General features: G+C 55.5%; 20 protein-coding genes. 15 read left to right on the top strand and 5 right to left on the bottom strand.

Features of this window, described 5'->3' with window-relative positions; all coding sequences use genetic code 11:
• Positions 1–4 precede the first annotated feature (4 nt).
• From garL to AAGR22_RS17740, 3 genes are all read left to right on the top strand, one after another.
• Positions 5–775, top strand: a complete 771-nt coding sequence (garL, locus tag AAGR22_RS17750; protein WP_345828781.1) for a 2-dehydro-3-deoxyglucarate aldolase — start codon at positions 5–7, stop codon at positions 773–775.
• 21 nt (positions 776–796) lie between these two features.
• Positions 797–1,681: a 2-hydroxy-3-oxopropionate reductase gene (gene garR, locus AAGR22_RS17745; RefSeq protein WP_345828779.1), complete on the top strand. Its 885-nt coding sequence runs from the start codon at positions 797–799 to the stop codon at positions 1,679–1,681.
• 75 nt (positions 1,682–1,756) lie between these two features.
• On the top strand, positions 1,757–2,905 hold the full coding sequence (locus AAGR22_RS17740) for a glycerate kinase (protein WP_067707556.1): 1,149 nt from the start codon (positions 1,757–1,759) through the stop codon (positions 2,903–2,905).
• Between the two features lie 36 nt (positions 2,906–2,941).
• Here the strand turns inward: AAGR22_RS17740 and barA are convergent, their stop codons facing one another.
• The gene (gene barA, locus AAGR22_RS17735; RefSeq protein WP_067707559.1) at positions 2,942–5,662 is read right to left on the bottom strand and encodes a two-component sensor histidine kinase BarA; all 2,721 of its coding nucleotides are present in this window, start codon (positions 5,660–5,662) and stop codon (positions 2,942–2,944) included.
• Positions 5,663–5,779: 117 nt separating this feature from the next.
• On the opposite strand from barA, the gene rlmD reads away from it, so the two are divergent.
• The 5 genes from rlmD (at position 5,780) to eno (ending at position 13,557) form a co-directional block, all read left to right on the top strand.
• Positions 5,780–7,096 carry a 23S rRNA (uracil(1939)-C(5))-methyltransferase RlmD gene (rlmD, locus tag AAGR22_RS17730; RefSeq protein WP_345828776.1) on the top strand — a complete coding sequence of 439 codons (1,317 nt, stop codon included), beginning with the start codon at positions 5,780–5,782 and terminating at the stop codon, positions 7,094–7,096.
• Between the two features lie 31 nt (positions 7,097–7,127).
• Complete coding sequence (gene relA / locus AAGR22_RS17725; protein WP_067707563.1) at positions 7,128–9,359, top strand: GTP diphosphokinase; 2,232 nt, start codon at positions 7,128–7,130, stop codon at positions 9,357–9,359.
• 63 nt (positions 9,360–9,422) lie between these two features.
• Positions 9,423–10,250 (top strand): nucleoside triphosphate pyrophosphohydrolase, encoded by an 828-nt coding sequence (gene mazG, locus AAGR22_RS17720; protein WP_345828774.1) that lies wholly within the window; start codon positions 9,423–9,425, stop codon positions 10,248–10,250.
• A 185-nt stretch (positions 10,251–10,435) separates the two neighbouring features.
• Complete coding sequence (pyrG, locus tag AAGR22_RS17715; protein ID WP_067707569.1) at positions 10,436–12,073, top strand: CTP synthase (glutamine hydrolyzing); 1,638 nt, start codon at positions 10,436–10,438, stop codon at positions 12,071–12,073.
• A 188-nt stretch (positions 12,074–12,261) separates the two neighbouring features.
• Entirely contained in the window at positions 12,262–13,557 is a 1,296-nt protein-coding gene (eno, locus tag AAGR22_RS17710; protein ID WP_067707573.1) for a phosphopyruvate hydratase, read from the top strand.
• Between the two features lie 185 nt (positions 13,558–13,742).
• On the opposite strand, the gene AAGR22_RS17705 is transcribed toward eno, so the two are convergent.
• Positions 13,743–14,183 carry a MarR family transcriptional regulator gene (locus tag AAGR22_RS17705; protein ID WP_345828772.1) on the bottom strand — a complete coding sequence of 147 codons (441 nt, stop codon included), beginning with the start codon at positions 14,181–14,183 and terminating at the stop codon, positions 13,743–13,745.
• A 339-nt stretch (positions 14,184–14,522) separates the two neighbouring features.
• On the opposite strand from AAGR22_RS17705, the gene AAGR22_RS17700 reads away from it, so the two are divergent.
• The 3 genes from AAGR22_RS17700 (at position 14,523) to AAGR22_RS17690 (ending at position 18,421) form a co-directional block, all read left to right on the top strand.
• Entirely contained in the window at positions 14,523–15,950 is a 1,428-nt protein-coding gene (locus AAGR22_RS17700) for a non-oxidative hydroxyarylic acid decarboxylases subunit C (RefSeq protein WP_067707578.1), read from the top strand.
• A gap of 10 nt (positions 15,951–15,960) precedes the next feature.
• Positions 15,961–16,194, top strand: a complete 234-nt coding sequence (locus AAGR22_RS17695; protein WP_345828770.1) for a non-oxidative hydroxyarylic acid decarboxylases subunit D — start codon at positions 15,961–15,963, stop codon at positions 16,192–16,194.
• A 337-nt stretch (positions 16,195–16,531) separates the two neighbouring features.
• Positions 16,532–18,421, top strand: a complete 1,890-nt coding sequence (locus tag AAGR22_RS17690) for an acyltransferase family protein (protein ID WP_345828769.1) — start codon at positions 16,532–16,534, stop codon at positions 18,419–18,421.
• On the opposite strand, the gene AAGR22_RS17685 is transcribed toward AAGR22_RS17690, so the two are convergent.
• Positions 18,418–19,383, bottom strand: coding sequence for a hypothetical protein (locus AAGR22_RS17685; protein WP_345828768.1), 966 nt, complete (start codon positions 19,381–19,383; stop codon positions 18,418–18,420). The two genes, AAGR22_RS17690 and AAGR22_RS17685, sit on opposite strands and share 4 nt — an antisense overlap.
• A gap of 135 nt (positions 19,384–19,518) precedes the next feature.
• Between AAGR22_RS17685 and queE the strand changes: the two genes are divergently transcribed.
• Positions 19,519–20,190: a 7-carboxy-7-deazaguanine synthase QueE gene (gene queE / locus AAGR22_RS17680; protein WP_345828767.1), complete on the top strand. Its 672-nt coding sequence runs from the start codon at positions 19,519–19,521 to the stop codon at positions 20,188–20,190.
• A 37-nt stretch (positions 20,191–20,227) separates the two neighbouring features.
• Here the strand turns inward: queE and queD are convergent, their stop codons facing one another.
• Positions 20,228–20,587, bottom strand: coding sequence for a 6-carboxytetrahydropterin synthase QueD (gene queD, locus AAGR22_RS17675; RefSeq protein ID WP_067707605.1), 360 nt, complete (start codon positions 20,585–20,587; stop codon positions 20,228–20,230).
• A gap of 307 nt (positions 20,588–20,894) precedes the next feature.
• Between queD and cysJ the strand changes: the two genes are divergently transcribed.
• From cysJ to cysH, 3 genes are read left to right on the top strand one after another with little or no spacing between them, the layout of a single operon-like run.
• On the top strand, positions 20,895–22,697 hold the full coding sequence (gene cysJ / locus AAGR22_RS17670) for an NADPH-dependent assimilatory sulfite reductase flavoprotein subunit (protein ID WP_345828765.1): 1,803 nt from the start codon (positions 20,895–20,897) through the stop codon (positions 22,695–22,697).
• Positions 22,697–24,412 (top strand): assimilatory sulfite reductase (NADPH) hemoprotein subunit, encoded by a 1,716-nt coding sequence (gene cysI / locus AAGR22_RS17665; protein ID WP_345828763.1) that lies wholly within the window; start codon positions 22,697–22,699, stop codon positions 24,410–24,412. The genes cysJ and cysI overlap by 1 nt, the downstream gene beginning before the upstream one ends.
• Positions 24,413–24,427: 15 nt before the next feature.
• A complete protein-coding gene (gene cysH, locus AAGR22_RS17660) occupies positions 24,428–25,159 on the top strand; it encodes a phosphoadenosine phosphosulfate reductase (RefSeq protein WP_067707614.1) in 732 nt (243 codons plus the stop codon).
• Positions 25,160–25,287: 128 nt separating this feature from the next.
• Here cysH and AAGR22_RS17655 read toward each other — a convergent pair whose 3' ends face one another.
• A complete protein-coding gene (locus tag AAGR22_RS17655) occupies positions 25,288–26,592 on the bottom strand; it encodes an SGNH/GDSL hydrolase family protein (protein WP_345828760.1) in 1,305 nt (434 codons plus the stop codon).
• Positions 26,593–26,823: the final 231 nt, after the last annotated feature.

Below are 26,823 nucleotides of genomic sequence, written 5' to 3'. Positions count from 1 at the left end.
ACTGATGAGCTATATAAGCAATCCAAACGGTTTTCGCCAGCGCCTGCTGGCGGGAGAAACGCTAATTGGCAGCTGGTGCGCACTGGCCAGCCCAATCTCTACCGAAGTGCTGGGGCTGGCCGGGTTCGACTGGCTGGTACTTGACGGCGAGCATGCGCCAAACGATATCACCACCTTCGTACCGCAGCTGATGGCGCTTAAAGGCAGCGTCAGCGCGCCGGTTGTTCGCCCACCATGCAACGAGCCGGTCATTATTAAGCGGCTGCTGGATATTGGTTTTTCCAACTTTCTGATCCCCTTTGTTGAAACGCAGGAGGAAGCCTTGCGGGCGGTGGCCTCAACGCGCTATCCGCCCCTTGGGATCCGCGGCGTTTCCGTTTCGCATCGCAGCAATATGTACGGCACCGTGCCGGAGTACAACAGCACGGTTAATGACAACATTACCGTGCTGGTGCAGATCGAAACGCAGCAGGCGGTGGATAACATTGATGCGATTGCAGCCGTCGAGGGCGTGGATGGCATTTTTGTCGGGCCTGGCGATCTCTCGGCCGCGCTGGGTTATCTCGGTCAGCCTGCACACCCCGAGGTGCTTAAGGTGATAAAGCATATTTTCGAGCGGGCAAAGGCTGCGGGTAAGCCGAGCGGCATACTGGCTCCGGTCGAGGCCGATGCGCGCCGTTACCTTTCATGGGGAGCGGGTTTTGTCGCGGTTGGCAGTGATGTGGGTGTCTTCCGTAGCGCCACGCAGGCCCTGTGCGATCGCTTTAAGCAATAATTCCCCTACAGGAGAAGCAAGATGAAAATTGGCTTTATTGGTCTGGGTATCATGGGTAAGCCCATGAGTAAAAATCTGCTGAAGGCAGGCTATTCGCTGGTGGTTCGCGATCATAATACAGAGAGCGAAGCCGAACTGGTCAGCGCAGGGGCCGTAGTGGCTAAAAGTGCGAAAGCGGTGGCGGAACAGTGCGAGGTGATAATTACCATGCTGCCTAACTCTCCGCACGTCAGGGAAGTGCTGCTGGGGGAAGAGAGCGTTATTCAGGGTGCCAGGCCCGGCACCATTGTGATCGATATGAGCTCCATTGCCCCGCTGGCCAGCCGGGAATTTCACCAGGCGCTGGCGCAGAAAGAGATAGCGCTGCTGGATGCACCGGTAAGCGGTGGAGAACCCAAAGCCATTGAGGGTACGCTGTCGGTCATGGTGGGCGGTGACAAGGCGCTGTTTGATAAGTGCTATGAGATCATGAAAGCGATGGCAGGTTCCGTGATCCACACCGGTGATATCGGCGCGGGTAACGTCACCAAGCTTGCCAATCAGGTGATTGTCGCGCTGAACATTGCAGCCATGTCAGAAGCGCTGACGCTGGCAACCAAAGCCGGGGTGGATCCGCAGCAGGTTTTTCAGGCGATTCGCGGCGGGCTGGCGGGCAGTACGGTTCTGGATGCGAAAGCGCCCATGGTGCTGGCGCGGGATTTCAAACCCGGCTTCCGTATTAACCTGCATATCAAGGATTTAGCCAATGCGCTTGATACCTCCCATGAAGTGGGCGCACAGCTGCCGCTGACGGCGGCGGTGATGGAGATGATGCAGATGCTGCGCGCCGACGGGCTGGGGGATGCCGACCATAGCGCGCTGGCTTGCTATTATGAGAAGTTAACCAACGTTGGAATTACTCATTAGCATCCTGTCCCGGCCTGCTGACAGGCCGGGACCTGACTCGCTGGCTAAGGCCGGTTCACAGCGCCCGGATAACGTATGAAAATAGTAATCGCACCGGATTCATATAAAGAGAGTTTGTCTGCCCAGCAGGTCGCCGTGCAGATTGAGCTGGGATTTCGTGAAATTTTTCCTGCTGCGGAGTATGTCAGGTTGCCGGTCGCAGATGGCGGCGAGGGTACGGTTGAGGCGATGGTCGCCGCAACGAACGGAACCTTCGTTACGCTCAGCGTGACCGGGCCGCTGGGCGAGCCCGTCGAGGCATTTTACGGGCTATCTGGCGATGGCAGCCGGGCTTTTATTGAAATGGCGGCGGCGAGCGGACTGGAAAAGGTGCCGGTCAGCCGCCGCGACCCGCTGATCACCACCTCATGGGGAACGGGAGAGCTGATCCGTAACGCGCTCGATCGGGGCGTAGAGCATTTCATTATTGGTATCGGCGGTAGCGCCACCAATGATGGCGGCGCAGGGATGTTACAGGCACTCGGTGCCCAGCTGCTGGACAGCCAGGGAAAACAGATTGGCTTCGGCGGCGGCCAGCTGGCGCAGCTGGCTGACATTGATCTGAGCAAATTCGATCCGCGTATTAAACAGCGTCGTTTTGAGGTCGCATGCGACGTGACGAACCCCCTGCTGGGCAAGGAGGGGGCTTCCGCCGTTTTTGGCCCGCAAAAGGGCGCCACGCCAGAACTGGTCAGCCAGCTTGATGCCGCGCTGGGCCACTATGCCGACGTGATCCAGCGCGAGCTGGATATCGATGTGCTGCAACTGCCGGGCGGCGGCGCGGCGGGGGGAATGGGCGTGGCGCTGCATGCGTTTTGCCATGCGGAGCTGCGGCGGGGTATTGAAATCGTTACCGAAGCGCTGGGTCTGGATGAACTGGTCAGGGATGCAACGCTGGTGATAACCGGTGAGGGGCGCATTGACAGCCAGACCATTCACGGCAAAGTGCCGATTGGCGTCGCGCAGGTCGCAAAACGCTACAACAAACCGGTTATCGGCATTGCAGGCAGCCTGACCGATGACGTGGCGGTGGTGCATCAGCATGGGTTAGATGCCGTATTCAGCGTGATCTACAGCATCTGTACCCTTGAGGAAGCGCTGGAGAACGCGGCGGAAAACGTGCGTATGACGGCGAGAAATATCGCCGCCTCACTGGCCATCGGTCAGCAGATGCCGCGCCCCTGAGGGAGCAAACGGCGGTCGGGCCGTTAAGGCAGGCCCTTACCGATCCAACCGCTCCCTGGCAAGTCGGGCCACATTTTCGATTTCATCAAGCAGCTCAAAAAGCTCAGGTTCGGTTCCCTCTATGTGAGGATTGTTCCGCAGACTACGATCCAGCTGCTGACAGAGCTGCTTCATACGCGGTACGCCACTGTAGCTGGCGCTCCCGTGCAGCTTATGAATGATATCGCGCAGTCCCGGCACGTTATCCTCAGCCATATAGCGCTCCACAAGCGCCCGCACTTCCGGCAGAAAATCGACCAGCATTTGTAACAGCTCACGCGCCAGATCGGGCTTATTCGCGGCCTGACGGAGCGCCAGCTGCCAGTCAAGCGAAGCGGAGACATCAGGGATTTTGACTAAAACCGGAGGCTTAACCGACGAGTAGCGTGCCAGCAGCTGGCTGAGACGCTCCTCGTCAATCGGTTTAGCCAGGTAGTCATTCATGCCCGCCTTTATAAATTGCTCTTTCTCACCGTCCAGCGTGTGCGCCGTAACGGCCACAATCGGGGTGGAGTAATGCTGAGGGAGCTGACGGATAATCTCACTGGCGCGGATGCCATCAATTTCGGGCATCTGAATATCCATAAGAATAATATCCAGTTCGCGATCCTTCGCCATGCGGATGGCATTCTTACCGCTGTCGCACAGAACAATATGCTCAACCTGTTCTTCCAGCAGGGCACCAATCAGCTTCAGATTGGCAGGATTATCATCCACCGCCATCACCGTAAGCGGCAATCGCTGACGCGGCACCGGGAAGGGAAGCACGCGGGAATGATGGTCGATCAGGACTGGCAGCAGGCGAGTCAGGGAAACGGGCTTAATCAGGCAGGCGCTGACGCCACGGGCCTTGAGTTCTTCCGCATAAACCTGCATCTGGCAGGGGAGCGCCATAATCACGTTGTCGGCCCGCTGCAGCGCCGGAAGCAGGTCCTCTGACTCAATCTCAGCCTCGTGGGTAACGGGAAGACCTAACAGCAACGCGTCATAATGGCTTTCTGCCAGGCCGTTGAGCGTGGCGCTGTAGCTGACGGTCATCTGCGTCGCCTCCAGCATCGTCAGGGTTGCCTGCGCGGCGGCCTCATTGGCTTCCACATAGGCCAGCCTTTTGCCCTGCAGGCACTCCATGGCGCGCGGGTCGCTTGCAGCATTAGGATTAAGCGCCAGATCAACATTGAACCAGAAGGTCGACCCCTGGTTTAGCCGACTGTGGAACGAAATTTCACCGCCCATTTCATTCACCAGCCGCTGCGTGATCACTAACCCCAGCCCGGTGCCACCGTGGCGGCGTGAAATACTGGCATCCGCCTGACGAAAAGCCTGAAACAGCTGGGACTGCTGTTTTTCAGAAATGCCGATGCCGGTATCATGGATCTGCACCTCAAGATCGACCCGATTATTGCTGAGGGAGCGTTTTTCCACGCGAATATCAATATTGCCGCGTTCGGTGAATTTGATGGCATTACCCAGCAGGTTGACCAGTATTTGCTGCAGGCGTAGCGGGTCGCCAATGGCATTATCCGGCACGTCATGCTGAATGCTCAGGGTGAGCTCCAGCCCCTTCTCATGCGCCGACTGAGCCAGCAGCACCACCACCTCATCCAGCGTTACGCGCAGCGGAAAGGGGATGGTTTCCAGTATCAGCTTCCCGGCTTCCAGCTTGGAAAAATCGAGTACGTCATTGATGATACTCAGCAGGTTATTGGCCGAGCGCTCGATGGTATGAAGATAGTCACGCTGGGTAACGTTAAGCGACGTTTTCAGCGTTTGTCGGGTGAAGCCAATCACCCCATTCAGCGGGGTGCGCAGTTCATGGGACATATTGGCAAGGAACTCGGATTTAATCCTGGCTGCCTCCTGGGCGCGCTTCTTCGCCAGATCCAGCTCGACGTTCTGGATCTCCATCTGCTCCAGCGTTTCACGCAGATCGGAGGTCGCCTGATCGATATTCTGCTGCATCTCCTCGTGGTAGGCGGTCAGGGACATCGCCATGGAGTTAATGCCGTTCTTCAGCATATCAAGCTCACCCAGCATAAAGCCGGAGACGCGGCTGTCCAGCTGGCCGCGACGGATGCGGTCAACGGTGCTGACCATATCGCGAATGGGCCCGGTGACATTACGCATCAGTCGGTAGGCAAACAGCATGGCAAGACAGAGGCAAAACAGCAGCATCAGCGTGGAGATGAACACCTCCTTGTACTGCTGAAGCCTGACGGACTGAAGATCAAGTTCGATGGCGACATAGCCCAGCGGGTTGCCGGTAGGCTTGGCATCGTCGCCGGGCGACTCATCAGGAAAGTAGCTTTCAGACACAATCGGCGTACGCAGGATCACCACGCTACCTTCGCGTTCATAGGTCAGGGTGGCCGGGAGCTTTTCTCCGTCGGGTACGCGCAGCCTGGACGGGCTGATATGAAAGTTCGAGGTGACGAACAGCTGGTTCTGCGCATCAAAGACGGTAATTGCGCGTACAATTTCCGAATGGCGACGGTGCAGCAGGCTGACCAGCTGGCGCACCGACTCGCGGCTGTGGAAGGTCATGCCATACTCACTGGCAACCGCCAGTGGTTCAATAATATTGGCACCGGCATCCACCAGCTGGCGATGAAGTTCGTTATAACGATGCACCACGAAGAAGGTGCTTAGCATCAGCCCAATCATCAGGGTGGGGGCCAGAATCAAGATCATCATGCGTGCCCGCAGGCTATATTTGGTCATAATCTTCCTGAAGCACGTAATAAACCAGCTGACGCGTCACGCGGGTCGAATTAATCCGATCGCTGGTGTAGGCTACGCACGTTTTTTCGCTCACTACTTTCGGAATGAAACTGAATAATGGCGCAATTCTACTCTGCAAAACGCCGCGTGACGACCCGCCAGATCGTGACGACGATGGTATATGAGCTGGACGGGGCAGGACAGGGCGTGGCCAGGCACAATGGCAAGGCGCTTTTCATCAATGGCGCGCTGCCGGGTGAACAGGTCGAGGTTGAAATTGTTGAAGATAAACGCGCCTGGGCCAGGGGGAACGCAAAACGTCTGCTCTCTACCAGCCCGGAGCGGGTGACGCCTGCCTGCCCACATTTCAGCCAGTGTGGCGGCTGTTCACAGCAGCATGCCTCCCCTGCACTGCAACAGCGCAGCAAAGCACAGTCGCTGGCAAGAATGCTGGGACAGGCGACCGGGCAGCCGGTGGAGGTAACGCAGATCATTGCCGGCGAGGCTTATGGCTATCGCCGCCGCGCACGACTGGGACTCTCCTGGCATCGGCGCAGTCAGACATTGCAGATGGGTTTCCGGCGGTCCTCTTCAGACGAGCTGGTCAATATTACCCAGTGCCCTGTTTTGAAGCCCGAGCTTGAAGCATTGATCAACCCCCTGCACCAGGTATTGAGCAGCCTGCAGGCGAGCGACCGGCTGGGCCACGTTGAACTGATTCAGGCGGATAACGGCACACAGCTGGTTTTACGTCATCTTGACCCGCTCGGCGAGGAGGATCGTCGCAAACTGGAACGCTTTTCGCATAATCATCAGATTGCATTATACCTGGCGCCGGACAGTGATACGCTTGAGCAGGTTAGCGGCGAAATGCCTTATTATCGGCTCGACGATCTGACGCTTACGTTTAGTCCACGCGGCTTTATTCAGGTCAACGCAGCGTTGAACCAGCAGATGGTGCACCAGGCGCTGGCATGGCTGGATCTGCATCCTCAGGATCGTGTACTGGACCTGTTCTGCGGCATGGGGAATTTTTCGCTTCCCATGGGAAATTATGCAGAAAGTGTTATCGGTGTGGAGGGGGTGACAGCGTTGGTGGAGAAGGGTGCGTATAATGCCGCACTGAATAATCTGAACCATGTCACCTTTTATCAGCATAATCTGGAAGAGGACGTGGCGCAGCAGCCGTGGGCTGCACAAGGGTTTAACAAGGTTTTACTGGATCCGGCACGGGCTGGCGCGGCAGGTGTAATGAATCACATTATTAAACTTGCGCCGGAACGGGTAGTTTATGTTTCCTGTAATCCGACTACACTTGCCCGGGATTGTCAGATTCTTCTGACAGCGGGCTACCAATTGGAACGGGTTACACTGCTTGATATGTTTCCACATACCGGGCACGTAGAGTCCATGGTGCTGTTTAGCCGAAAATAGATCCCCGGCAGGGGGGACGCCAGGAGAGGTTATGGTTGCGGTAAGAAGTGCACATTTGAATACGGCTGGCGAGTTTGCGCTCGACCAATGGATCACCAGTTTGGGGATCTCTAACCAGCAGTCATGTGAACGACTGGCCGATACCTGGCGCTACTGCGACGAGGCGACACGCAATCATCCGGATGCCGCGCTGCTGCTGTGGCGCGGCGTCGAGATGGTCGAAATTCTCTCCATGCTGAGTATGGATAACGAAAGTCTTCGCGCGGCGCTGCTGTTTCCTCTGGCCGATGCTAACGTTGTATCCGAAGCGGTGCTGGAAGAGGAGTTCGGTAAGGCCATTGTCTCGCTGGTGCACGGCGTGCGTGATATGGACGCCATCCGTCAGCTTAAGGCCACGCACAATGACTCCATGGCCTCCGAACAGGTCGATAACGTCCGGCGCATGCTGCTGGCAATGGTGGAGGACTTCCGCTGTGTGGTGATCAAGCTGGCGGAGCGAATTGCCCACCTGCGGGAGGTCAAAGACGCGCCGGAAGATGAGCGCGTGCTGGCGGCGAAAGAGTGTACAAACATCTATGCGCCACTGGCGAACCGTCTGGGGATTGGTCAGCTGAAGTGGGAGCTGGAAGATTTCTGCTTCCGCTATCTTCATCCGGACGAATACAAACACATCGCAAAACTCCTGCACGAAAGACGCATCGATCGCGAAGACTATATTGACACCTTCGTCGGATCCCTGCGCACTGAAATCGTGAAGGAGGGAGTAAAAGCCGAGGTTTATGGCCGTCCGAAGCATATCTACAGCATCTGGCGCAAAATGCAGAAAAAGGCGCTGACCTTTGATGAGCTGTTTGACGTGCGGGCAGTGCGCATTGTTGCCGAACGTCTTCAGGACTGCTACGGCGCGCTGGGCATTGTCCATACGCTCTATCGCCACCTGCCGAGCGAGTTTGACGATTACGTGGCTAACCCCAAGCCCAACGGCTATCAGTCGATTCATACCGTGGTGCTGGGGCCGCAGGGCAAAACGGTTGAAATACAGATCCGTACCCGGCAGATGCATGAAGACGCTGAACTCGGCGTAGCCGCTCACTGGAAGTATAAAGAGGGCGGCACCAGCGGCGGCAGCGCACGCGGGGCCTCAGGCCACGAAGAGCGTATTGCGTGGCTGCGTAAGCTGATCGCCTGGCAGGAGGAGATGGCCGACACCGGAGAGATGCTTGACGAGGTGCGCAGCCAGGTCTTTGACGACCGGGTCTATGTGTTTACGCCAAAAGGCGACGTGGTCGACCTGCCTGCGGGTTCGACACCGCTCGACTTTGCCTACCACATCCACAGCGACATCGGTCACCGCTGCATCGGGGCGAAAATTGGTGGGCGCATCGTGCCGTTCACCTACCAGCTGCAAATGGGCGATCAGATTGACATTATCACTCAGAAGCAGCCTAACCCGAGCCGTGACTGGCTTAACCCGAATCTTGGCTATGTCACCACCAGCCGCGGTCGCTCCAAAATCCACGCCTGGTTCCGTAAGCAGGATCGCGATAAGAACATCATTGCCGGTCGCCAAATCCTCGACAGCGAACTGGATCAGCTGGATATCAGCATTAAAGAGGCTGAGAAGCTGCTGCTGCCGCGCTATAACGTCAACTCCCTGGACGAACTGCTGGCATCGATTGGCGGCGGTGATATTCGCCTCAATCAGATGGTCAACTTCCTGCAATCGAAGCTGAATAAGCCGAGCGCAGAGGAGGAAGATCGCGAAGCACTTCGCCAGCTCACCCAGAAATCTGCCGCGCCACGCAGCAAGGAGAGCGGACGCGTGGTGGTTGAGGGCGTCGGCAACCTGATGCACCACATTGCTCGCTGCTGCCAGCCGATCCCCGGCGATGATATTGTCGGCTTTATTACCCAGGGGCGCGGCATTTCAATTCACCGCGCCGACTGTGACCAGCTGACGGAGCTGATGTCGCACGCACCCGAGCGCATCGTGGATGCCGTCTGGGGTGAAAGCTACTCAAGCGGCTATTCGCTGGTGGTGCGGGTGACGGCTAACGATCGCAGCGGGCTGCTGCGCGATATCACCACCATTCTGGCGAATGAGAAGGTCAACGTGCTGGGCGTCTCCAGTCGCAGCGACACCAAAAAACAGCTGGCTACCATTGATATGGACATTGAAATCTACAACCATCAGGTGCTGGGCCGCGTGCTGGCGCGGCTGAACCAGGTGCCGGACATTATCGACGCCAGACGACTGCATTAACCTCCCTGGCCTGGCCGCAACGATCGACCAGGCCGCTTCTGCCCTGAAAGAATTGGAAAACTGATGAACGCTCTCGATCGCCTGCTGGGCATCATGAAAACCCTCCGCGATCCGCAGCATGGCTGCCCGTGGGATCGCGAACAGACCTGGGCCTCAATCGCCCCCTATACCCTTGAAGAGACCTGGGAAGTGCTGGACGCTATCAGCCGTGAGGATTTTGACGATCTTCAGGGCGAACTGGGCGATTTGCTGTTCCAGATTGTGTTCTACGCCCAGATGGCGAATGAAGAGGGGCGCTTTAACTTCGACGACATCTGCAACACCATCAGCGACAAGCTGGAGCGTCGTCATCCGCACGTCTTCGGTGATGTGCAAGTCAGTGACAGCAAAGAGGTGCTGGCGAACTGGGAGCAGATTAAAACCGGCGAGCGGGCAGAGAAGGCCCGGCACTCCGCGCTTGATGATATTCCCCGCGCCATGCCCGCCCTGATGCGCGCGCACAAGATCCAGAAACGCTGCAGCAACGTCGGCTTTGACTGGCATACGCTGGGCCCGGTGGTGGACAAAGTGTATGAAGAGATCGACGAGGTGATGTTTGAGGCGAAACAGGCGGTGATCGACCCGCAAAAGCTGGAAGAGGAGATCGGCGATCTGCTGTTTGCGACGGTGAATCTTTCCCGCCACCTTGGCAGCAAAGCGGAAACGACCCTGCAAAAGGCAAACGATAAATTTGAACGCCGCTTTCGTCAGGTTGAGCAGATTATCGCCGGGCAGGGAATGCAGATGACTGAGGCGACGCTTGAGCAGATGGAGTCGGCCTGGCAGCAGGTGAAGTTGCAGGAGAAGGGTTCTGCCGATCCTGACGCAAAGTCAGGCGAAATCCCCAGCTGACTCGATTCAACAAAATGTGATTCAGGTCAAATCCGGCGCGGGCGTAATCGGGTACGATTCTGCGGTCAGTGCGATGGAAAGCGCATAACCAAAAACGATTAATTGTGGGGCGGAGGGGATTCCCGTATACTGTTTTCCCGTCTTGGTTATTCCATCGTCTTTAAACCTACTTTCTCAGGTTCAGCATGACAACGAACTATATTTTTGTGACCGGCGGGGTCGTATCCTCTCTGGGTAAAGGCATTGCCGCAGCCTCCCTGGCCGCTATTCTTGAAGCACGTGGCCTCAACGTCACCATCATGAAGCTGGACCCGTATATCAACGTGGATCCGGGTACCATGAGCCCCACTCAGCACGGTGAAGTCTACGTCACCGATGATGGTGCGGAAACCGATCTGGATCTCGGCCATTACGAGCGTTTTATTCGCACTAAAATGAGCCGCCGGAACAACTTCACCACCGGCCGTATCTACTCAGAAGTCCTGCGCAAAGAGCGCCGTGGGGACTATCTGGGGGCGACCATTCAGGTGATCCCACACATTACCAACGCCATTAAAGAACGCATCCTGGAAGGCGGCGAAGGTCACGACGTGGTGCTGGTGGAAATCGGCGGAACCGTTGGTGATATCGAATCGCTGCCGTTTCTTGAAGCCATTCGCCAGATGGCCGTTGACGTGGGCCGCGAGCACACCATGTATATGCACCTGACGCTGGTGCCCTACATGGCGGCGGCCGGTGAAGTCAAAACCAAACCGACTCAACATTCGGTTAAAGAGCTGCTCTCAATCGGTATTCAGCCTGACGTGCTGATCTGCCGTTCAGATCGCGCCGTCCCGGCTAACGAACGTGCAAAAATTGCGCTGTTCTGTAACGTGCCGGAAAAAGCGGTCATCTCACTGAAAGACGTTGATTCCATTTATAAGATTCCTGGTATGTTAAAATCCCAGGGACTGGACGATTATATCTGTAAACGCTTTAACCTGAACGCGCCGGAAGCCAACCTGTCCGAGTGGGAACAGGTTATCTACCAGGAAGCGAATCCGGGTGGCGAAGTGACCATCGGCATGATTGGCAAATATGTCGAACTGCCGGATGCCTATAAGTCGGTGATCGAGGCGCTGAAGCACGGCGGCCTGAAAAACCGCGTGACGGTTAACATCCGACTGATCGACTCACAGGATGTGGAAACGCGCGGTGTGGAATTGCTGAAGGATTTAGATGCGATTCTGATCCCGGGTGGCTTCGGCTATCGCGGCGTGGAAGGCAAGCTGATGACCGCGCGCTATGCCCGTGAGCACAACGTTCCCTACCTCGGCATTTGTTTGGGTATGCAGGTTGCGCTGATGGAGTTCGCCCGTAACGTGGCGGGAATGGAAGACGCAAACTCAACGGAATTTGTGCCAGACTGTAAATATCCGGTGGTGGCACTGATCACCGAATGGCGCGACGAAGAAGGCAACGTTGAGCTGCGTACTGAGCAGAGCGATCTTGGCGGCACCATGCGCCTGGGTAGCCAGCAGTGCCAGTTGGATCCGAACAGCCTGGTCCATGAACTGTACGGTTCAGACACCATCGTTGAACGTCATCGCCATCGCTATGAAGTCAACAATATGCTGTTGAAGCAGATCGAGGCGGCCGGTTTACGCGTTGCAGGTCGCTCCGGCGATGATCAGCTGGTGGAGATTATTGAAATCCCCGATCATCCGTGGTTCGTTGCGTGTCAGTTCCACCCGGAATTTACCTCAACTCCTCGTGACGGGCACCCGCTGTTTGCTGGCTTTGTTAAGGCCGCCAGCGAGTACCAAAAGCGTTTGGCAAAATAAGTGTTTTCATAGCGGCGTACTATCGCCACCCGTCAGACATCCCTCTGCGCCAGGCGCAGGGGATGAGACCTCAGAAGCCTTCGTTCGCGAGCGTTTGAGGGAAACAGGCAGTCAAAGTTGCTGCGGGAATAACGGGTGTTGTGCGCTGTTTGTCTGAGTTTAAGATAACTTGTACTAAGGAAAATCTAATGTCCAAAATCGTTAAAGTCATCGGTCGTGAAATCATCGACTCGCGCGGAAACCCTACCGTTGAAGCAGAAGTTCACCTTGAAGGCGGCTTCGTTGGCATGGCTGCGGCACCGTCAGGCGCCTCTACCGGCTCTCGCGAAGCGCTGGAATTGCGTGATGGCGACAAATCTCGCTTCCTCGGCAAAGGCGTCACCAAAGCCGTTGCTGCAGTCAATGGCCCTATCGCTGACGCGGTAACCGGCAAAGATGCTAAAGACCAGGCAAACATCGACAAGATCATGATCGATCTTGACGGTACTGAGAACAAATCCAAATTTGGCGCTAACGCCATCCTGGCCGTTTCTCTGGCCGCTGCGAAAGCTGCCGCTGCCGCTAAAGGCATGCCGCTGTACGAGCACATTGCTGAACTGAACGGTACGCCGGGCAAATATTCAATGCCACTGCCAATGATGAACATCATCAACGGCGGCGAACATGCCGACAACAACGTCGACATTCAGGAATTTATGATCCAGCCGGTTGGCGCGAAAAACCTGAAAGAAGCCGTGCGTATGGGTTCTGAGGTTTTCCACAACCTGGCAAAAGTGCTGAAGTCTAAGGGCATGAGCACGGCGGTAGGTGACGAAGGTGGCTATGCGCCAAACCTGGGTTCTAACGCCGAAGCGCTGGCGGTTATCGCTGAAGCGGTAAAAGCAGCGGGCTACGAGCTGGGTAAAGATATCACCCTGGCGATGGACTGCGCGGCCTCTGAGTTCTACAAAGATGGCAAATACGTGCTGGCTGGCGAAGGCAACAAAGCCTTCACCTCCGAAGAGTTCACGCATTTCCTGGAAGACCTGACCAAACAGTATCCTATCGTCTCCATCGAAGATGGCCTGGACGAGTCTGACTGGAACGGCTTTGCTTACCAGACTAAAGTGCTGGGCGACAAAATCCAGCTGGTGGGTGACGATCTGTTCGTAACCAACACCAAAATCCTGAAGGAAGGTATCGATAAAGGTATCGCTAACTCCATTCTGATCAAATTCAACCAGATCGGTTCACTGACCGAAACTCTGGCAGCGATCAAAATGGCGAAAGATGCAGGCTATACCGCGGTGATCTCTCACCGTTCAGGTGAAACTGAAGATGCGACCATCGCTGACCTGGCAGTGGGTACGGCAGCAGGCCAGATCAAAACCGGTTCTATGAGCCGTTCTGACCGCGTGGCTAAGTACAACCAGCTGATCCGTATCGAAGAAGCGCTGGGCAGCCGTGCGCCGTTCAACGGCCTGAAAGAAGTTAAAGGCCAGTAATCTCCGTAGCCTGTCTGCGTGAGCTGCGACGGGGCGCATCAATTGCTTCCCGCTCGCGACAAAAAAGCCAGGCCCATGGGGCCTGGCTTTTTTATTTGCATGACTGTTACCGCATCCGCCTACCCTGATGGCCGCGCTGTGGCTGGCATCTTCCCTCTGTAAAAGCGTCTCTTCCCCTCACTGAATCATGGCTTACTCGCAGCATCCTCGGCCTTAGCGCAGAGCAGGGTTTGCAGCAGCGTGACCAGATCCTGCTGCTGTGGCGCGTCGAGACGGGCAAGAAAAGCGGCATCCACGGCTGCGGCAACCGGACGTGCCTCCAGAAGCACGGCAGCCCCTTTGGGGGCCAGAGTAATCAAGCGACGACGCTTATCCGTTTCCCCCGCTGTGCGTACCACCAAACCTTTTTTTTCCATCCTCACCAGCAGCTCGGCCAGGGTGGCCTTGGTCATCAGTGCATCATCCATTAAATCCATCTGCTCAATGCCCGGTTTCTCTGCCACCGCACAGAGCACGGAATACTGCTGCTTTGTGAGATCGGGTAAGGACTTTTGCCACAGCGCGGTGTGCTCCTGGAGCAGCTGGCGCATCAGGTGAAAGGGAATATTGCCGAGTTTATTGATCATTATAGAGTCCCGAGGCCCGCATCTGAGAGCGCAAGAATACTCCATTCTGTAAACCATCACGAAAATTTCGCCTGCAACAGAGTGCGCTGAAATATTCGTATACGAACTTTATGCTCGCCTGATGTTGTCAGCAGTGCAAATCAGTATTAGGCTGAATTTATATGGTTCGTACACGAACATATTCAGAAGGCTAATATCGGCTTAAGGCGATTCTGCTGGCTGATACCGGTCAACTTAACTTTTAACAGGGTGAAGGCTGAAAGGTTGCGGTAGCCGCCAGCTGGATGACAGCGTCTGAGCAACGGTTCCTGCAAACGGAATGCATTCATAAGGTTAACCATGGCATTTGATGATTTACGCAGTTTTCTTCGGGCGCTGGATGAGCAGGGGCAACTGCTCCATATTGATGAAGAAGTCAACGCCGAGCCCGATATCGCCGCCGCGGCGAATGCGACTGGCCGCATTGGCGAAGGGGCGCCCGCCCTCTCTTTCACCCGGATTAAGGGTTTTAATCATGCCCACGTGGTCATGAATACGCTCGGTTCGTGGCAAAACCATGCCATTTCGCTCGGCCTGCCGCCCAATACGCCGGTGAAGCAGCAGGTGGATGAGTTTATTCGCCGCTGGGATAACTTCCCGGTGACGCCTGAGCGGCGGGAAAACCCCGGCTGGGCCGAAAATACCCGGGATGGCGACGACATCAACCTGTTCGATATCCTGCCGCTGTTCCGGCTTAACGATGGTGATGGCGGCTTCTATCTGGATAAGGCCTGCGTGGTCTCTCGCGACCCACTGGATCCGGAGCATTTTGGCAAGCAGAACGTCGGGATCTACCGTATGGAGGTAAAGGGCAAGCGCAAGCTTGGCCTGCAGCCGGTGCCGATGCATGACATTGCTCTGCACCTGCATAAAGCGGAGGAGCGGGGCGAGGATCTGCCGATTGCCATTACGCTTGGAAATGATCCCATCATCACGCTGATGGGCGCGACGCCGCTCAAATACGATCAGTCGGAATATGAGATGGCCGGTGCGCTGCGTGAAAGTCCCTGTCCCATCGCCACCGCTCCCCTTACCGGTTTTGACGTACCCTGGGGGTCAGAAGTGATCCTCGAAGGGGTGATAGAAGGGCGTAAGCGTGAAATTGAAGGGCCCTTTGGTGAGTTCACCGGGCACTATTCCGGCGGCCGCAACATGACGGTGGTGCGCATCGATAAGGTTTCGTACCGCACTAAGCCGATTTTTGAGTCGCTGTATCTCGGTATGCCCTGGACGGAAATAGATTATCTGATTGGCCCCGCTACCTGTGTTCCGCTCTATCAGCAGCTCAAAGCAGAGTTTCCTGAGGTGCAGGCGGTTAATGCCATGTACACCCACGGACTGCTGGCAATTATCTCTACCAAAAAACGCTACGGCGGCTTTGCGCGCGCGGTTGGCCTGCGGGCAATGACCACGCCTCACGGACTGGGTTACGTGAAGATGGTGATTATGGTGGATGAGGATGTCGATCCCTTCGATCTCCCCCAGGTGATGTGGGCGCTATCCTCGAAGGTGAACCCGGCTGGCGATCTGGTACAGCTGCCCAACATGTCGGTGCTGGAACTGGATCCCGGCTCGAGCCCGGCGGGTATCACCGACAAACTGATCATTGATGCCACCACGCCGGTTGCACCAGACGCTCGTGGGCACTACAGCCAACCGGTGAAAGATCTCCCCGAAACCGCGCAGTGGGTTGAGAAACTGACCGCCATGTTAGCCAGTCGTAAATAAGGAGCCGCAAATGATCTGTCCACGCTGTGCCGATAAGCGCATTGAAACGATGGCCACGTCGCCAGTTAAAGGCATCTGGACCCTTTACCAGTGCCAGCTCTGCCTGTACACCTGGCGCGATACGGAACCCGCCCGCCGCACGCAGCGCGAGCATTATCCCGAAGCCTTTCGCATGACGCAGAAAGACATTGATACCGCGCCGGAGGTGCCAACCATTCCACCGCTACTGTCCAACAACCGATAACCGGTTACGTCTTCACCGGGCCAGCCAGGGGCGACGCAGGGTGAGTCCGGGCTGGCGCATTGCCAAAGGTGATTATGGCGGCCCGTTAACAGATGGAAAGGTTTAACGCGGCCATGGTCCGTCGCTAATCCAGTAATAAGTGGACTGATTAGGGCTAAGGTTTATCTGAAAAAATAGCGGCTTTCGCCAGTAATTATTATTTTTATAATTATATATCAAGAAGTTAATTGCTTATCCTCTCCGTACAGAATGCTCCTATTTATTGTTAGTAAAGGCGAAATATCAGGTAATTTTATGTAATTTCCCGGTAACTAAATGTAATCAGGACCAGGCTAAAATGAAATACCGGGCGGATGTGGATGGATTACGCGCGCTGGCTGTACTGCCAGTCATTGCATATCACATGGGGATAGGAGGGATCCCCGGCGGTTTTACCGGGGTGGATATTTTCTTTGTGATATCAGGCTACCTCATCTGCGGCATTATTTACCAGGGTGGCATGACCAATACATTTTCTTATCTTGAATTCTATAAGCGCCGCTGTTTACGTATCCTGCCGCCGCTGTTCGTTGTGCTGCTCTCCACCCTGATATTTGGCTATTACCACCTGCTGCCCGCGCAGTTCAGCGATCTCAGCAACAGCTCTCTCGCCACGCTGCTCTTCTCATCGAATATTTTCTTCTGGAAAACCACCGGCTACTTTGCGGGCCCGGCGGAGCTGAAGCCGCTGCTGCATACCTGGTCGCTGGCCGTCGAGGAACAGTTCTACATTGTGATGCCGGTCGTGCTGCTGTTTGTGGTGCGGCGCTTTCGCCAGCATACCTCGCGGGTAATGCTGCTGATTATTGCCGCCTCGCTGCTGCTGAGCATCTATGCCGTCACGCGCAAGCCCACCTTTACCTTTTATTTGCTGCCGACGCGGGCATGGGAGCTGGCGCTGGGCGGGCTGATTGCCGTAGCAGGGCTGGAAGCGAAGCTGGCAAAGCTGTCGCAGGGAGTTAAGCATCTGATGAGTCTTACCGGGCTGGCGCTGATCCTGATCGGTTTTCTCTGGCTGACGACGGAAAAACCTTTTCCGGCATGGAATGCGCTCTGGCCCTGCCTCGGCAGTTTTTTGATCATCCTGGCGGGTGAGCGGGCGATGGTCTCCCGGCTGCTTTCCCTTAAGCCGGTGGTGTATATCGGGATGATTTCATACTGCCTCTACCTGTGGCACTGGCCGATCATTGTTTACAGCCGCATGTTCTTTAACCTTGCCCCGGGCATACGCGAACTGACGATTGTCGGGCTTACCCTTGGTCTGGCCGTGGCGTCACGCTACCTGATTGAAATCCCCTTCCGCTATCGGCTGTCGGGGTTCTCGCCCAGCAGGATCGTCACCGCCTCGGTAGTGGGGCTGGTGCTGATGGCTTCCGGCTCGCTGTATAAAGGGCATCTCAGTAATAATGCCGGGCAGTTCTCCAGCGAGGCGCTGATGCTGGCGCAGTACTCGCAGTATAAAGAGATGCCGGACTTTGACTATCAGTACCGTCCAGGCCGCTGCTTTGTCGATGGCAAGAGTCAAGAGGATAAACCTTTCGATCGTGACTACTGCCTGAAAACCTCGGCGACGGCGAAAAACTACGTCGTTATCGGTGACAGTCACGCGGCCCATCTGTGGCGGGCGCTCAGCCTTGCCGCGGGGGATGGGATCAACGTTATCCAGGCGACGTCGGCCGGCTGCAAACCGCTTTACAGGCAGAGCCTGCACAATCCCTGCACCGAGCTGGTGGACTATCTCTACGGTAACTGGATCCCTTCTCATCATATTGACGGAGTGATCATTTCTGCCCGCTGGCTACCGGAGGATATTGCCCCGCTGAAGGCGACGCTGGCGCAGCTGAAAAGCGTGTCGGATAACATTATCGTTCTGGGGCCGACTATCGAATACACCGAGGCGTTGCCGGATCTGCTGGCTTACCAGACCGATGGCCGTAAAGATCTGGTTGCGGCCTCCATCGACCACAGTATTAAAACTACCGATGTGGCAATGCAGCAGGCAGTGGCTACGGAGAAGATTCCCTATATTTCGATCTACTCCATTATCTGTCCGCACGATGTTTGCCGTGGGCTCGCCTCTGATGGGCATCCGCTTTCTAACGACTACGGGCACCTGACGCTCAGCGGCGCTAAAGACGTGGCAAAAGAGGCCGTCCAGGTCATGCGTCAGGACAAATTTATGCCTTAGCCCTTAAGCTCAACCTTAAGGTTTTTAGAACTGCTGCCGAGCGTGCTGTCATTGTCAGAAGGGATGACATATCCCTTATCTGCGGCCACGTGCTCACGGTAATATTTCACTACCGCCGGATCCTGCTGCTCGGCGGTAGTGGATTTTTTCAGCCCGTACACGTTACCGCCCGCATCTTTCGCCTTAATATCGTCCGGCGCACCGGATACCAGATCGTCAAGCGTACCCGAAACCCGTCCGTCCCCCTTCGTCGGACCAATCGTCATCGCCGCATTATTTCCTTCTATGTAGCTGACGTCATAGTAGGTCTGGCCGCTGCCGCCATCAAATTTCACTTCACCCAGCGTGGCGTTTGCCCCATCACCCGCCGTGCTGCGGAAATTGCCTGACCAGTTAGCATCGAACTTCTGCGTCTTCGTCTCCCCTGGCTGTAGGGTCAGATCGTCAGGTTTCGCGCTGCCGTCGGCGTTAGGGGTAAATGACAGCGTCATCGGCTTATCCCCCTTATTCTCAAACGTCATGCTGTTCTGGCTGGGATCGATATCAGCATCACTGCTGACTGCCGCCGCGCCGGAGGAAGATTCCGCTGCGTTAACCGCAGGCGCGTTGCCGTCTGCCGATCCCTCTGTTTTCGTCTCAGTCTCTGCTGCATGCGCCTTATTAACCTGCTGGACCAGCGAAGTTAATAATGAGCCTGCGGACTGCATCTGGCTGCTAATAAGCTGAATAAAATGATTCAGTGCGGAGGAGAGGCCGCCGCTACCCGCTGCACTCTCCTGCGTTTGTGGTGAAAGGTCCGGCAGGTTACTGCTGGCCGGCGAGCCAAAAAGAATGCTCTTTGACAGACTACTCTCCTGCCTCCCCGGGACCAGATCGGCCAGAGGATTTTTTTGAGTATTCAACGCACTGTCACTGAAATCCGGAGATGTACGATTTAATAAGCGTTCAGCAGCAATATTCATCGGCATGCCTTATAAGGGGGGGAGTCGATCTGAGTGGACAAACAGCCCCCCGGGTTCCAGCACAAAGCGATTTGGTTAAAATGCGCCGATCTGCCATAATCTGCGCCCTTAAATTCACAGCTGGTCGAGAAAGTCATGCAGTACCCGATAAATGAAATGTTCCAGACGTTGCAGGGCGAAGGTTTTTACACCGGCGTTCCGGCAATCTTTATCCGCCTGCAGGGATGCCCGGTGGGCTGCAGCTGGTGTGATACGAAACACACCTGGGATAAGCTGGCCGATCGGGAGACCTCGCTGGGCGACATCCTGCTGAAAACCATCGAAACCGATGCCTGGGGCGCGGCAGATGCAGCGATGCTGCTGGCAGTGATAGACAGACGCGGCTGGACCGCAAAGCATGTGGTGATCACCGGCGGCGAGCCCTGCATCCACGACCTGACGCCCCTGACCCAGGCGTTACAGGCGCAGGGTTTTAGCTGCCAGATTGAAACCAGCGGGACGCACGAGGTGCAATGCAGTCGCGAAACCTGGGTAACGGTCTCGCCCAAGGTAAATATGCGCGGCGGCTATGATGTGTTGAACCAGGCACTGGTGCGCGCGGATGAGGTTAAGCATCCGGTGGCGCGTCAGCGGGATATCGACGCGCTCGACGCACTGCTGGCTACGCTGAGTGATGAAAAACCACGCATTATTGCGCTACAGCCGATAAGCCAGAAAGAAGATGCGACCCGCCTGTGTATCGAAACCTGTATCGCCAGGAACTGGCGCTTATCAATGCAGACGCACAAATACCTGAATATCGCCTGATAGCCATCGGCAGGCCGGGAGCGGCCTGCGCGGTGATTTAGCCTTTATACACGCAGCCTGCGGTACAGGTTTCCTTGATCGTTACCGCACTGAGCAGCGGCAGCGTCGGCTTCATTCTGTCCCAAATCCACTTAGCCAGCACCTCGCTGGTGGGATTCTCCAGGCCGGGGATCTCGTTAAGGTAATAGTGATCCAGCTGGTTATAGAGGGGCCTGAAGGCCGCTTTCAGTTCGGAAAAGTCCATGATCCATCCGGTATGCGCATCCACTTCGCCGGTTATTTCGAGCCGTACCAAAAAGGAGTGCCCGTGCAGGCGGCCGCATTTGTGCCCGGCCGGAACGTTAGGCAGATGGTGAGCAGCCTCGAACATAAAATCTTTAAACAGCGTGGTAGCCATAGACAGTCTCATTCTTTAATCACTGAAAAAACCGGCGAAGTCTAACGGAAAAAGCCTTTTTCCGCACTTCTTTCCCCATCTATTCCTGTTTTAAACCGGGTCTGTTTCATGCGTGTTAAATAAATGCATGAATAATAAAAAATTAATCAACCTCTTTTGTAGCTAGATGTTATACAAAAAACCGCTTAGTCATTTTGGTTATTTAATATTACCAACCCTTATTTAAGGGTTATTATGCGAGTCGTTACCCTGTTCCGAACACGCTGTCTTTTTACGGCCCGGCCCCGATACTGGAATCTTCAACGCAATGACGACTCAGGCACCCCCAGGTTCACTGCTTCCCCTTCATCCGGAACAGCTCGCCCGTTTACAGGCGGCCACCGGCGATTTCTCCACCACCCAGCTTGCCTGGCTTTCAGGCTACTTCTGGGGAATGGTTAATCAGACGCCCGGCGCAACGATGAGTGCGCCGACCCCGACAGAAGCGCCCGCGATTACGCTGCTTTCCGCCTCGCAGACCGGTAACGCCCGTCGCCTGGCTGAGCAGCTCCGCGACGATCTCCTGGCGGCCAGCCTGAACGTTAATCTGGTTAACGCCGGCGACTACAAATTCAAGCAAATCGCGCAGGAAAAGCTGCTGATCGTGGTGACCTCCACGCAGGGCGAGGGTGATCCGCCGGAAGAAGCCGTGGCGCTGCACAAGTTTCTGATGTCCAAAAAAGCGCCAAAACTCGACCATACGGCATTCGCCGTCTTTGGTCTGGGCGATACGTCCTATGAATTCTTCAGCAAAGCCGGTAAGGATTTCGACGGCAGACTGGCAGAAATGGGCGGCGAGCGCCTGCTCGAGCGCGTTGACGCCGATGTAGAGTATGCCGCTGCTGCCGAGAAGTGGCGTGGGCAGATTGTCGATATTCTGAAGGCGCGGGTACCGGCAGAGTCGCCGTCACAGGCCGCTGCTACGGCGACGGGGGCGGTTAATGAAGTCTTCAGCAGCCCCTACAGCAAAGAGGAGCCGCTGACCGCCAGCTTTGCGCTGAACCAGAAGATTACCGGCCGCGATTCGGATAAAGACGTGCGGCATATCGAAATCGAACTGGGCGATGCCGGTCTGCGCTATCAGCCGGGCGATGCACTGGGCGTATGGTATGAAAACGACCCGGCGCTGGTCGCCGAGCTGCTGGCGCTACTCTGGCTGAAGGGTGATGAGCAGGTTGAGATAAACGGTCAGCCTTTGGCGCTCTCCGACGCGCTGCAAAAGCATCTGGAACTGACGGTCAACACGCCGCAGATCGTGGCGGAATACGGCAGGCTCTCGCGTGATGAGGCCCTGCTGACGCTGATTAATGAAAAACAGGCGCTACAGCACTATGCCCAGTCGACTCCGATAGTTGATATGGTCCGCCAGGCTCCGGTCGAGCTGAACGCTGAGCAGCTTATCTCGCTGCTGCGTCCGCTGACGCCGCGCCTGTACTCCATTGCCTCTTCGCAGGCCGAAAGTGAAAGCGAAGTGCATATCACCGTTGGCGTGGTGCGCTACGATATAGAGGGGCGTACCCGCACCGGCGGCGCCTCCGGTTTCCTGGCAGAGCGCCTGGAAGAGGATGCCGAAGTTCGGGTATTTATTGAGCATAACGATAACTTCCGCCTGCCGGCCAATCCGGATGCACCGGTGATTATGATCGGCCCCGGCACCGGGATTGCCCCTTTTCGCGCCTTTATGCAGCAGCGCGATAATGATGGCGCTACGGGTAAGAACTGGCTGTTCTTTGGCAACCCGCACTTTACCGAAGATTTTCTCTACCAGGTTGAATGGCAGCGCTACGTTAAAGACGGGCTGCTGACCCATATCGACCTGGCCTGGTCACGCGATCAGCAACATAAGGTCTATGTACAGGACAAAATACGCGCCAAAGGGGCCGAAGTGTGGCGCTGGATCGAGCAGGGTGCGCATATTTATGTGTGCGGCGATGCCAACAGAATGGCGAAGGATGTGGAGCAGGCGCTGCTGGACGTGGTGGCCGAGCATGGCGGTATGGATGTGGATACCGCCGACGAATTTTTAAGTGAGCTGCGCATAGCGCGCCGCTATCAGCGAGACGTTTACTAATGAGCAATGACAAACATCCCGGGCCGCTGGTGGTTGAAGGCAAACTGGCTGACGCCGAGCGCCTGAAAAAAGAGAGCAACTATCTGCGTGGCACCATCGCCGACGATCTTAATAACGGCCTGACCGGCGGTTTTACCGGCGATAACTTCCTGCTAATCCGCTTTCACGGCATGTACCAGCAGGACGACCGCGATATCCGCGCTGAGCGCGCCGGACAAAAGCTGGAACCGCGTCATGCGATGATGCTGCGCTGCCGGCTACCGGGTGGCATTATCACGCCAACTCAGTGGCTGGCTATCGACAAATTCGCCAGAGACAACACCATCTATGGCAGCATCCGCCTGACCAACCGGCAGACCTTCCAGTTTCACGGCATCCTGAAGGGCAACGTGAAGCCCGCGCACCAGATGCTGCATGAAGTGGGGCTGGATTCGCTGGCAACGGCTAACGATGTCAACCGCAACGTGCTGTGCAGCTCCAATCCGGTCGAGTCTGAGCTGCATCAGGAAGCTTATGAGTGGGCGAAAAAGCTCTCTGAGCACCTGCTGCCGCAGACCCGCGCCTATGCGGAGATCTGGCTGGATCGGGAGAAGGTTGCTACCACGGATAAAGAACCGATTCTCGGTGAAACCTACCTGCCGCGTAAGTTCAAAACGACCGTGGTGGTGCCGCCGCATAACGATGTCGACCTGCATGCCAACGATTTAAACTTTATCGCCATCGCGGAAAACGGCAGGCTGATTGGCTTTAACCTGCTGGTGGGCGGCGGACTGTCCATCGACCACGGCAATAAAGCGACCTGGGCGCGCACGGCGAGCGAATTCGGCTTCCTGCCGCTGGATAAAACGCTGGCGGTAGCGGAAGCGGTGGTGACCACCCAGCGCGACTGGGGGAATCGTACCGATCGTAAAAATGCCAAAACCAAATACACCCTGGAGCGGGTGGGCGTGGACGTCTTTAAGGCGGAAGTGGAACGCCGGGCCGGCATCACCTTTGAGCCGGTGCGCCCCTATACGTTTACCACCCGTGGCGACCGCTTCGGCTGGGTAAAAGGCATTGATAATAAATGGCATCTGACGCTGTTTATCGAGAATGGCCGCCTGCTGGACTACCCTGGCCGCGCGCTGAAAACCGGCGTGGCGGAGATTGCAAAAATCCACAAGGGCGACTTCCGCCTGACCGCCAACCAGAACCTGATTGTGGCGGGCGTAGCGGAGGCGGATAAACCGGCTATCGAAGCGCTGGCGCGTCAACATGCGCTGATGGAAAGCGTGACGGCGCAGCGTGAAAATTCGATGGCCTGCGTCTCATTTCCGACCTGCCCGCTGGCGATGGCGGAGGCGGAACGTTTTCTGCCCGAGTTTGTCACCCGCGTGGAGGATATCATGACCCGCCACGGCGTGGGTGATGAGCACATCGTGCTGCGCGTCACCGGCTGTCCGAACGGCTGTGGTCGTGCGCTGCTGGCTGAAGTTGGGCTGGTGGGCAAGGCACCGGGTCGCTACAACCTTCATCTGGGCGGCAACCGCATTGGTACGCGTATTCCGCGTATGTACCGGGAAAACATCAATGAAGATGAAATCCTGTCTACGCTTGAACAGCTGATAGGCCGCTGGTCGAAAGAGCGTGAGGCGGATGAAGGCTTCGGTGACTTTACCCTGCGCGCGGGCGTAGTGAAGCCGGTTCTCGACCCGGCACGTGATTTTTGGGAATGATGACGGAGGCGCGACATGTCTGTACTCGATCTCTCTGCACTAAATGACCTGCCGAAAGTTGAGCGCGTAATGGCGCTGGCCGAGGTGAATACCCAGCTTGAGGCGCTCTCCGCCCAGGAGCGCGTGCTGTGGGCGCTGGAGAACCTGCCCGGCGAGGCGGTGCTCTCCTCGAGCTTTGGTATTCAGGCGGCGGTCAGCCTGCATCTGGTAAGTCAGGCGAAGCCGGGCATCCCGGTGATACTGACCGATACCGGCTACCTGTTCCCGGAAACTTATCGCTTTATTGACGAGCTGACGGAGAAGCTGGATCTCAACCTTCAGGTGTTTCGCGCCGGGCAGAGTGCCGCCTGGCAGGAGGCGCGCTACGGCAAGCTCTGGGAACAGGGCGTGGAAGGGATAGAGCGCTACAACCAAATTAATAAGGTCGAACCGATGAGCCGCGCGCTGGAAACGCTGAACGGACGGACCTGGTTTGCTGGCCTGCGCCGCGATCAGTCCAGCAGCCGGGCGAATCTGCCAGTACTGGCGATTCAGCGCGGCGTGTTTAAGGTGTTACCGATTATCGACTGGGATAATCGCCAGGTTCATCAATATCTGAAAGCGCATGGCCTCGGTTACCATCCGCTGTGGGATGAGGGTTATCTCTCGGTAGGGGATACACATACCACGCGTAAATGGGAGCCGGGAATGGCGGAAGAAGAGACGCGTTTCTTTGGCCTGAAACGCGAGTGCGGGCTGCACGAATAAGCTGCCTTAGTAAAGCATCTTCACCACAGTAATGGGGTTTGATGGCTCCCAGCCCTGGGGAGCGACGAAAAGAGAGGGATGGCCAGTATCGCCCCCAGGCCAGATAGTCTGGAGGCGATTAGAACGTATTATTTTAATTTACTCGTCAAGTCGTCATAAATATCGTTCGCAATAATTTCATGTACAACGGTGCTGGGATGGATGTGATCCCAAAATACAAAGCGGCTGTTAGTTATACAGGCGGCAGAAGGTTTATATTGAAAGATAAAGTTAGCCTCCGCACTGTTGTTCAGATTCAGGCAGGTATCCTGGGTATTACTGATATTATATTTTTGCGGATTCGTTAAAACGTCGGTGAACGGCGTGTTGATATCAATCAGAATAATCTCTGCTTTACCTGCATAAGTGATATTCAGATCGGACACCATTTGTGCCAGCTGCCGGTTATACTCTTTCGTCTTCTGATCGACTATCCACGCAATCTGATGCGCAGCGGGCGCTTTAGAAATATCAGGAAGATTTATTACGGCTATCTGCTTAGCGCCATTAATTATCAGGTTTTGTACCCCCAGATAGATATCATTAACCACATAGGTGGGGTCTTTATCAGCATTAATGAAATCATTACCACCAAACAGCACGGTAAACAGCGTTTTCGCAATATCATAGCTGCCTGCGGATTTATAGTACTTCAGGAAAGAAGCGATTTGCTCACTGAATCCGGGCGTGAAAGGAACGGCCGACCCGGCATCGGAGGTTGCACCGCCTACCGCCCAACTGTACGAGGTAATATTCATTCTTTTAGCCAGATATTCGTGCCATACCAAACCGTTGGTAAAGTGGCCGTTGAACCATGTGTTCCTGTTAGGGGCCAGGAAATTGGTAGCCGTATACATGTTATTCACATCAGACAGGCTATCGCCAAAAACAACCATTCTTTCTATTTTTTTATCAACATCCTGAGGTTGCGTCGAACTCCAGGCGGTATGGTTGAATGATAAAATATTATTAGCCGCATAGGGCAGGATTTGCTGAGGAGTGAGATGCTTCTTCTCCAGAGTGAATTTGCAAATGCTCTGTAATTCACCCTGGTCAACATCGGTGTAAAACATGTTTGCCCAGGAGAATAACCCATCGCTTTGCCAGTGGCCATTAAGTTTATACCAGCTGTTATCCTGATTAATGGCCCACTCATAATTGCTTTCTGGATCAGTGTCATCCGCTGAGACTTTATAAATACATCTGACATAGGTATAAGTTGGCTTACCCTCTCCAACCTGACGGTTCCAGGAACTCAGGTCATAAGGCGATGGGCCAATCATCCGGTCATTTCTGATAGCGTCGTTTGAAGGCTGCGTAACCACATCATCTGCATAGCTGCTCTGCAGTGGTATTGAAGATAATAAAGCGATGAGAATGATAATATTTTTCATGGTTATCCTTGAATTTTTTAGCCGGAAAAAAAGGATGAAACTCACCGTAAATGCTAAATGGAAAAGCATAATTGAATTGTAAGGGGGATATTCCGTAACGAAGGGGAGATTTATTGCATTTTTTGATGGTAAGAAAAACAAAATAACCGCAGTGGAAATTTTTAATGCGGTTGGCTTTTCAATTTAACTTTGCTGTGTTTATTAAAAATAAAATCTGTTCTTTAGTGGCAC

Source organism: Erwinia sp. HDF1-3R (genome assembly GCF_039621855.1).
GTDB lineage: Bacteria > Pseudomonadota > Gammaproteobacteria > Enterobacterales > Enterobacteriaceae > Erwinia.
The sequence above is the reverse complement of the archived record's forward strand: the minus strand, read 5'-3'. Positions and strand labels throughout refer to the sequence as shown.

Coding starts and splice junctions, on each gene's coding strand:
- garL (WP_345828781.1), top strand. CDS start 5: ATGAGCTATATAAGCAATCCAAACGGTTTTCGCCAGCGCCTGCTGGCG.
- garR (WP_345828779.1), top strand. CDS start 797: ATGAAAATTGGCTTTATTGGTCTGGGTATCATGGGTAAGCCCATGAGT.
- AAGR22_RS17740 (WP_067707556.1), top strand. CDS start 1,757: ATGAAAATAGTAATCGCACCGGATTCATATAAAGAGAGTTTGTCTGCC.
- barA (WP_067707559.1), bottom strand. CDS start 5,662: ATGACCAAATATAGCCTGCGGGCACGCATGATGATCTTGATTCTGGCC.
- rlmD (WP_345828776.1), top strand. CDS start 5,780: ATGGCGCAATTCTACTCTGCAAAACGCCGCGTGACGACCCGCCAGATC.
- relA (WP_067707563.1), top strand. CDS start 7,128: ATGGTTGCGGTAAGAAGTGCACATTTGAATACGGCTGGCGAGTTTGCG.
- mazG (WP_345828774.1), top strand. CDS start 9,423: ATGAACGCTCTCGATCGCCTGCTGGGCATCATGAAAACCCTCCGCGAT.
- pyrG (WP_067707569.1), top strand. CDS start 10,436: ATGACAACGAACTATATTTTTGTGACCGGCGGGGTCGTATCCTCTCTG.
- eno (WP_067707573.1), top strand. CDS start 12,262: ATGTCCAAAATCGTTAAAGTCATCGGTCGTGAAATCATCGACTCGCGC.
- AAGR22_RS17705 (WP_345828772.1), bottom strand. CDS start 14,183: ATGATCAATAAACTCGGCAATATTCCCTTTCACCTGATGCGCCAGCTG.
- AAGR22_RS17700 (WP_067707578.1), top strand. CDS start 14,523: ATGGCATTTGATGATTTACGCAGTTTTCTTCGGGCGCTGGATGAGCAG.
- AAGR22_RS17695 (WP_345828770.1), top strand. CDS start 15,961: ATGATCTGTCCACGCTGTGCCGATAAGCGCATTGAAACGATGGCCACG.
- AAGR22_RS17690 (WP_345828769.1), top strand. CDS start 16,532: ATGAAATACCGGGCGGATGTGGATGGATTACGCGCGCTGGCTGTACTG.
- AAGR22_RS17685 (WP_345828768.1), bottom strand. CDS start 19,383: ATGAATATTGCTGCTGAACGCTTATTAAATCGTACATCTCCGGATTTC.
- queE (WP_345828767.1), top strand. CDS start 19,519: ATGCAGTACCCGATAAATGAAATGTTCCAGACGTTGCAGGGCGAAGGT.
- queD (WP_067707605.1), bottom strand. CDS start 20,587: ATGGCTACCACGCTGTTTAAAGATTTTATGTTCGAGGCTGCTCACCAT.
- cysJ (WP_345828765.1), top strand. CDS start 20,895: ATGACGACTCAGGCACCCCCAGGTTCACTGCTTCCCCTTCATCCGGAA.
- cysI (WP_345828763.1), top strand. CDS start 22,697: ATGAGCAATGACAAACATCCCGGGCCGCTGGTGGTTGAAGGCAAACTG.
- cysH (WP_067707614.1), top strand. CDS start 24,428: ATGTCTGTACTCGATCTCTCTGCACTAAATGACCTGCCGAAAGTTGAG.
- AAGR22_RS17655 (WP_345828760.1), bottom strand. CDS start 26,592: ATGAAAAATATTATCATTCTCATCGCTTTATTATCTTCAATACCACTG.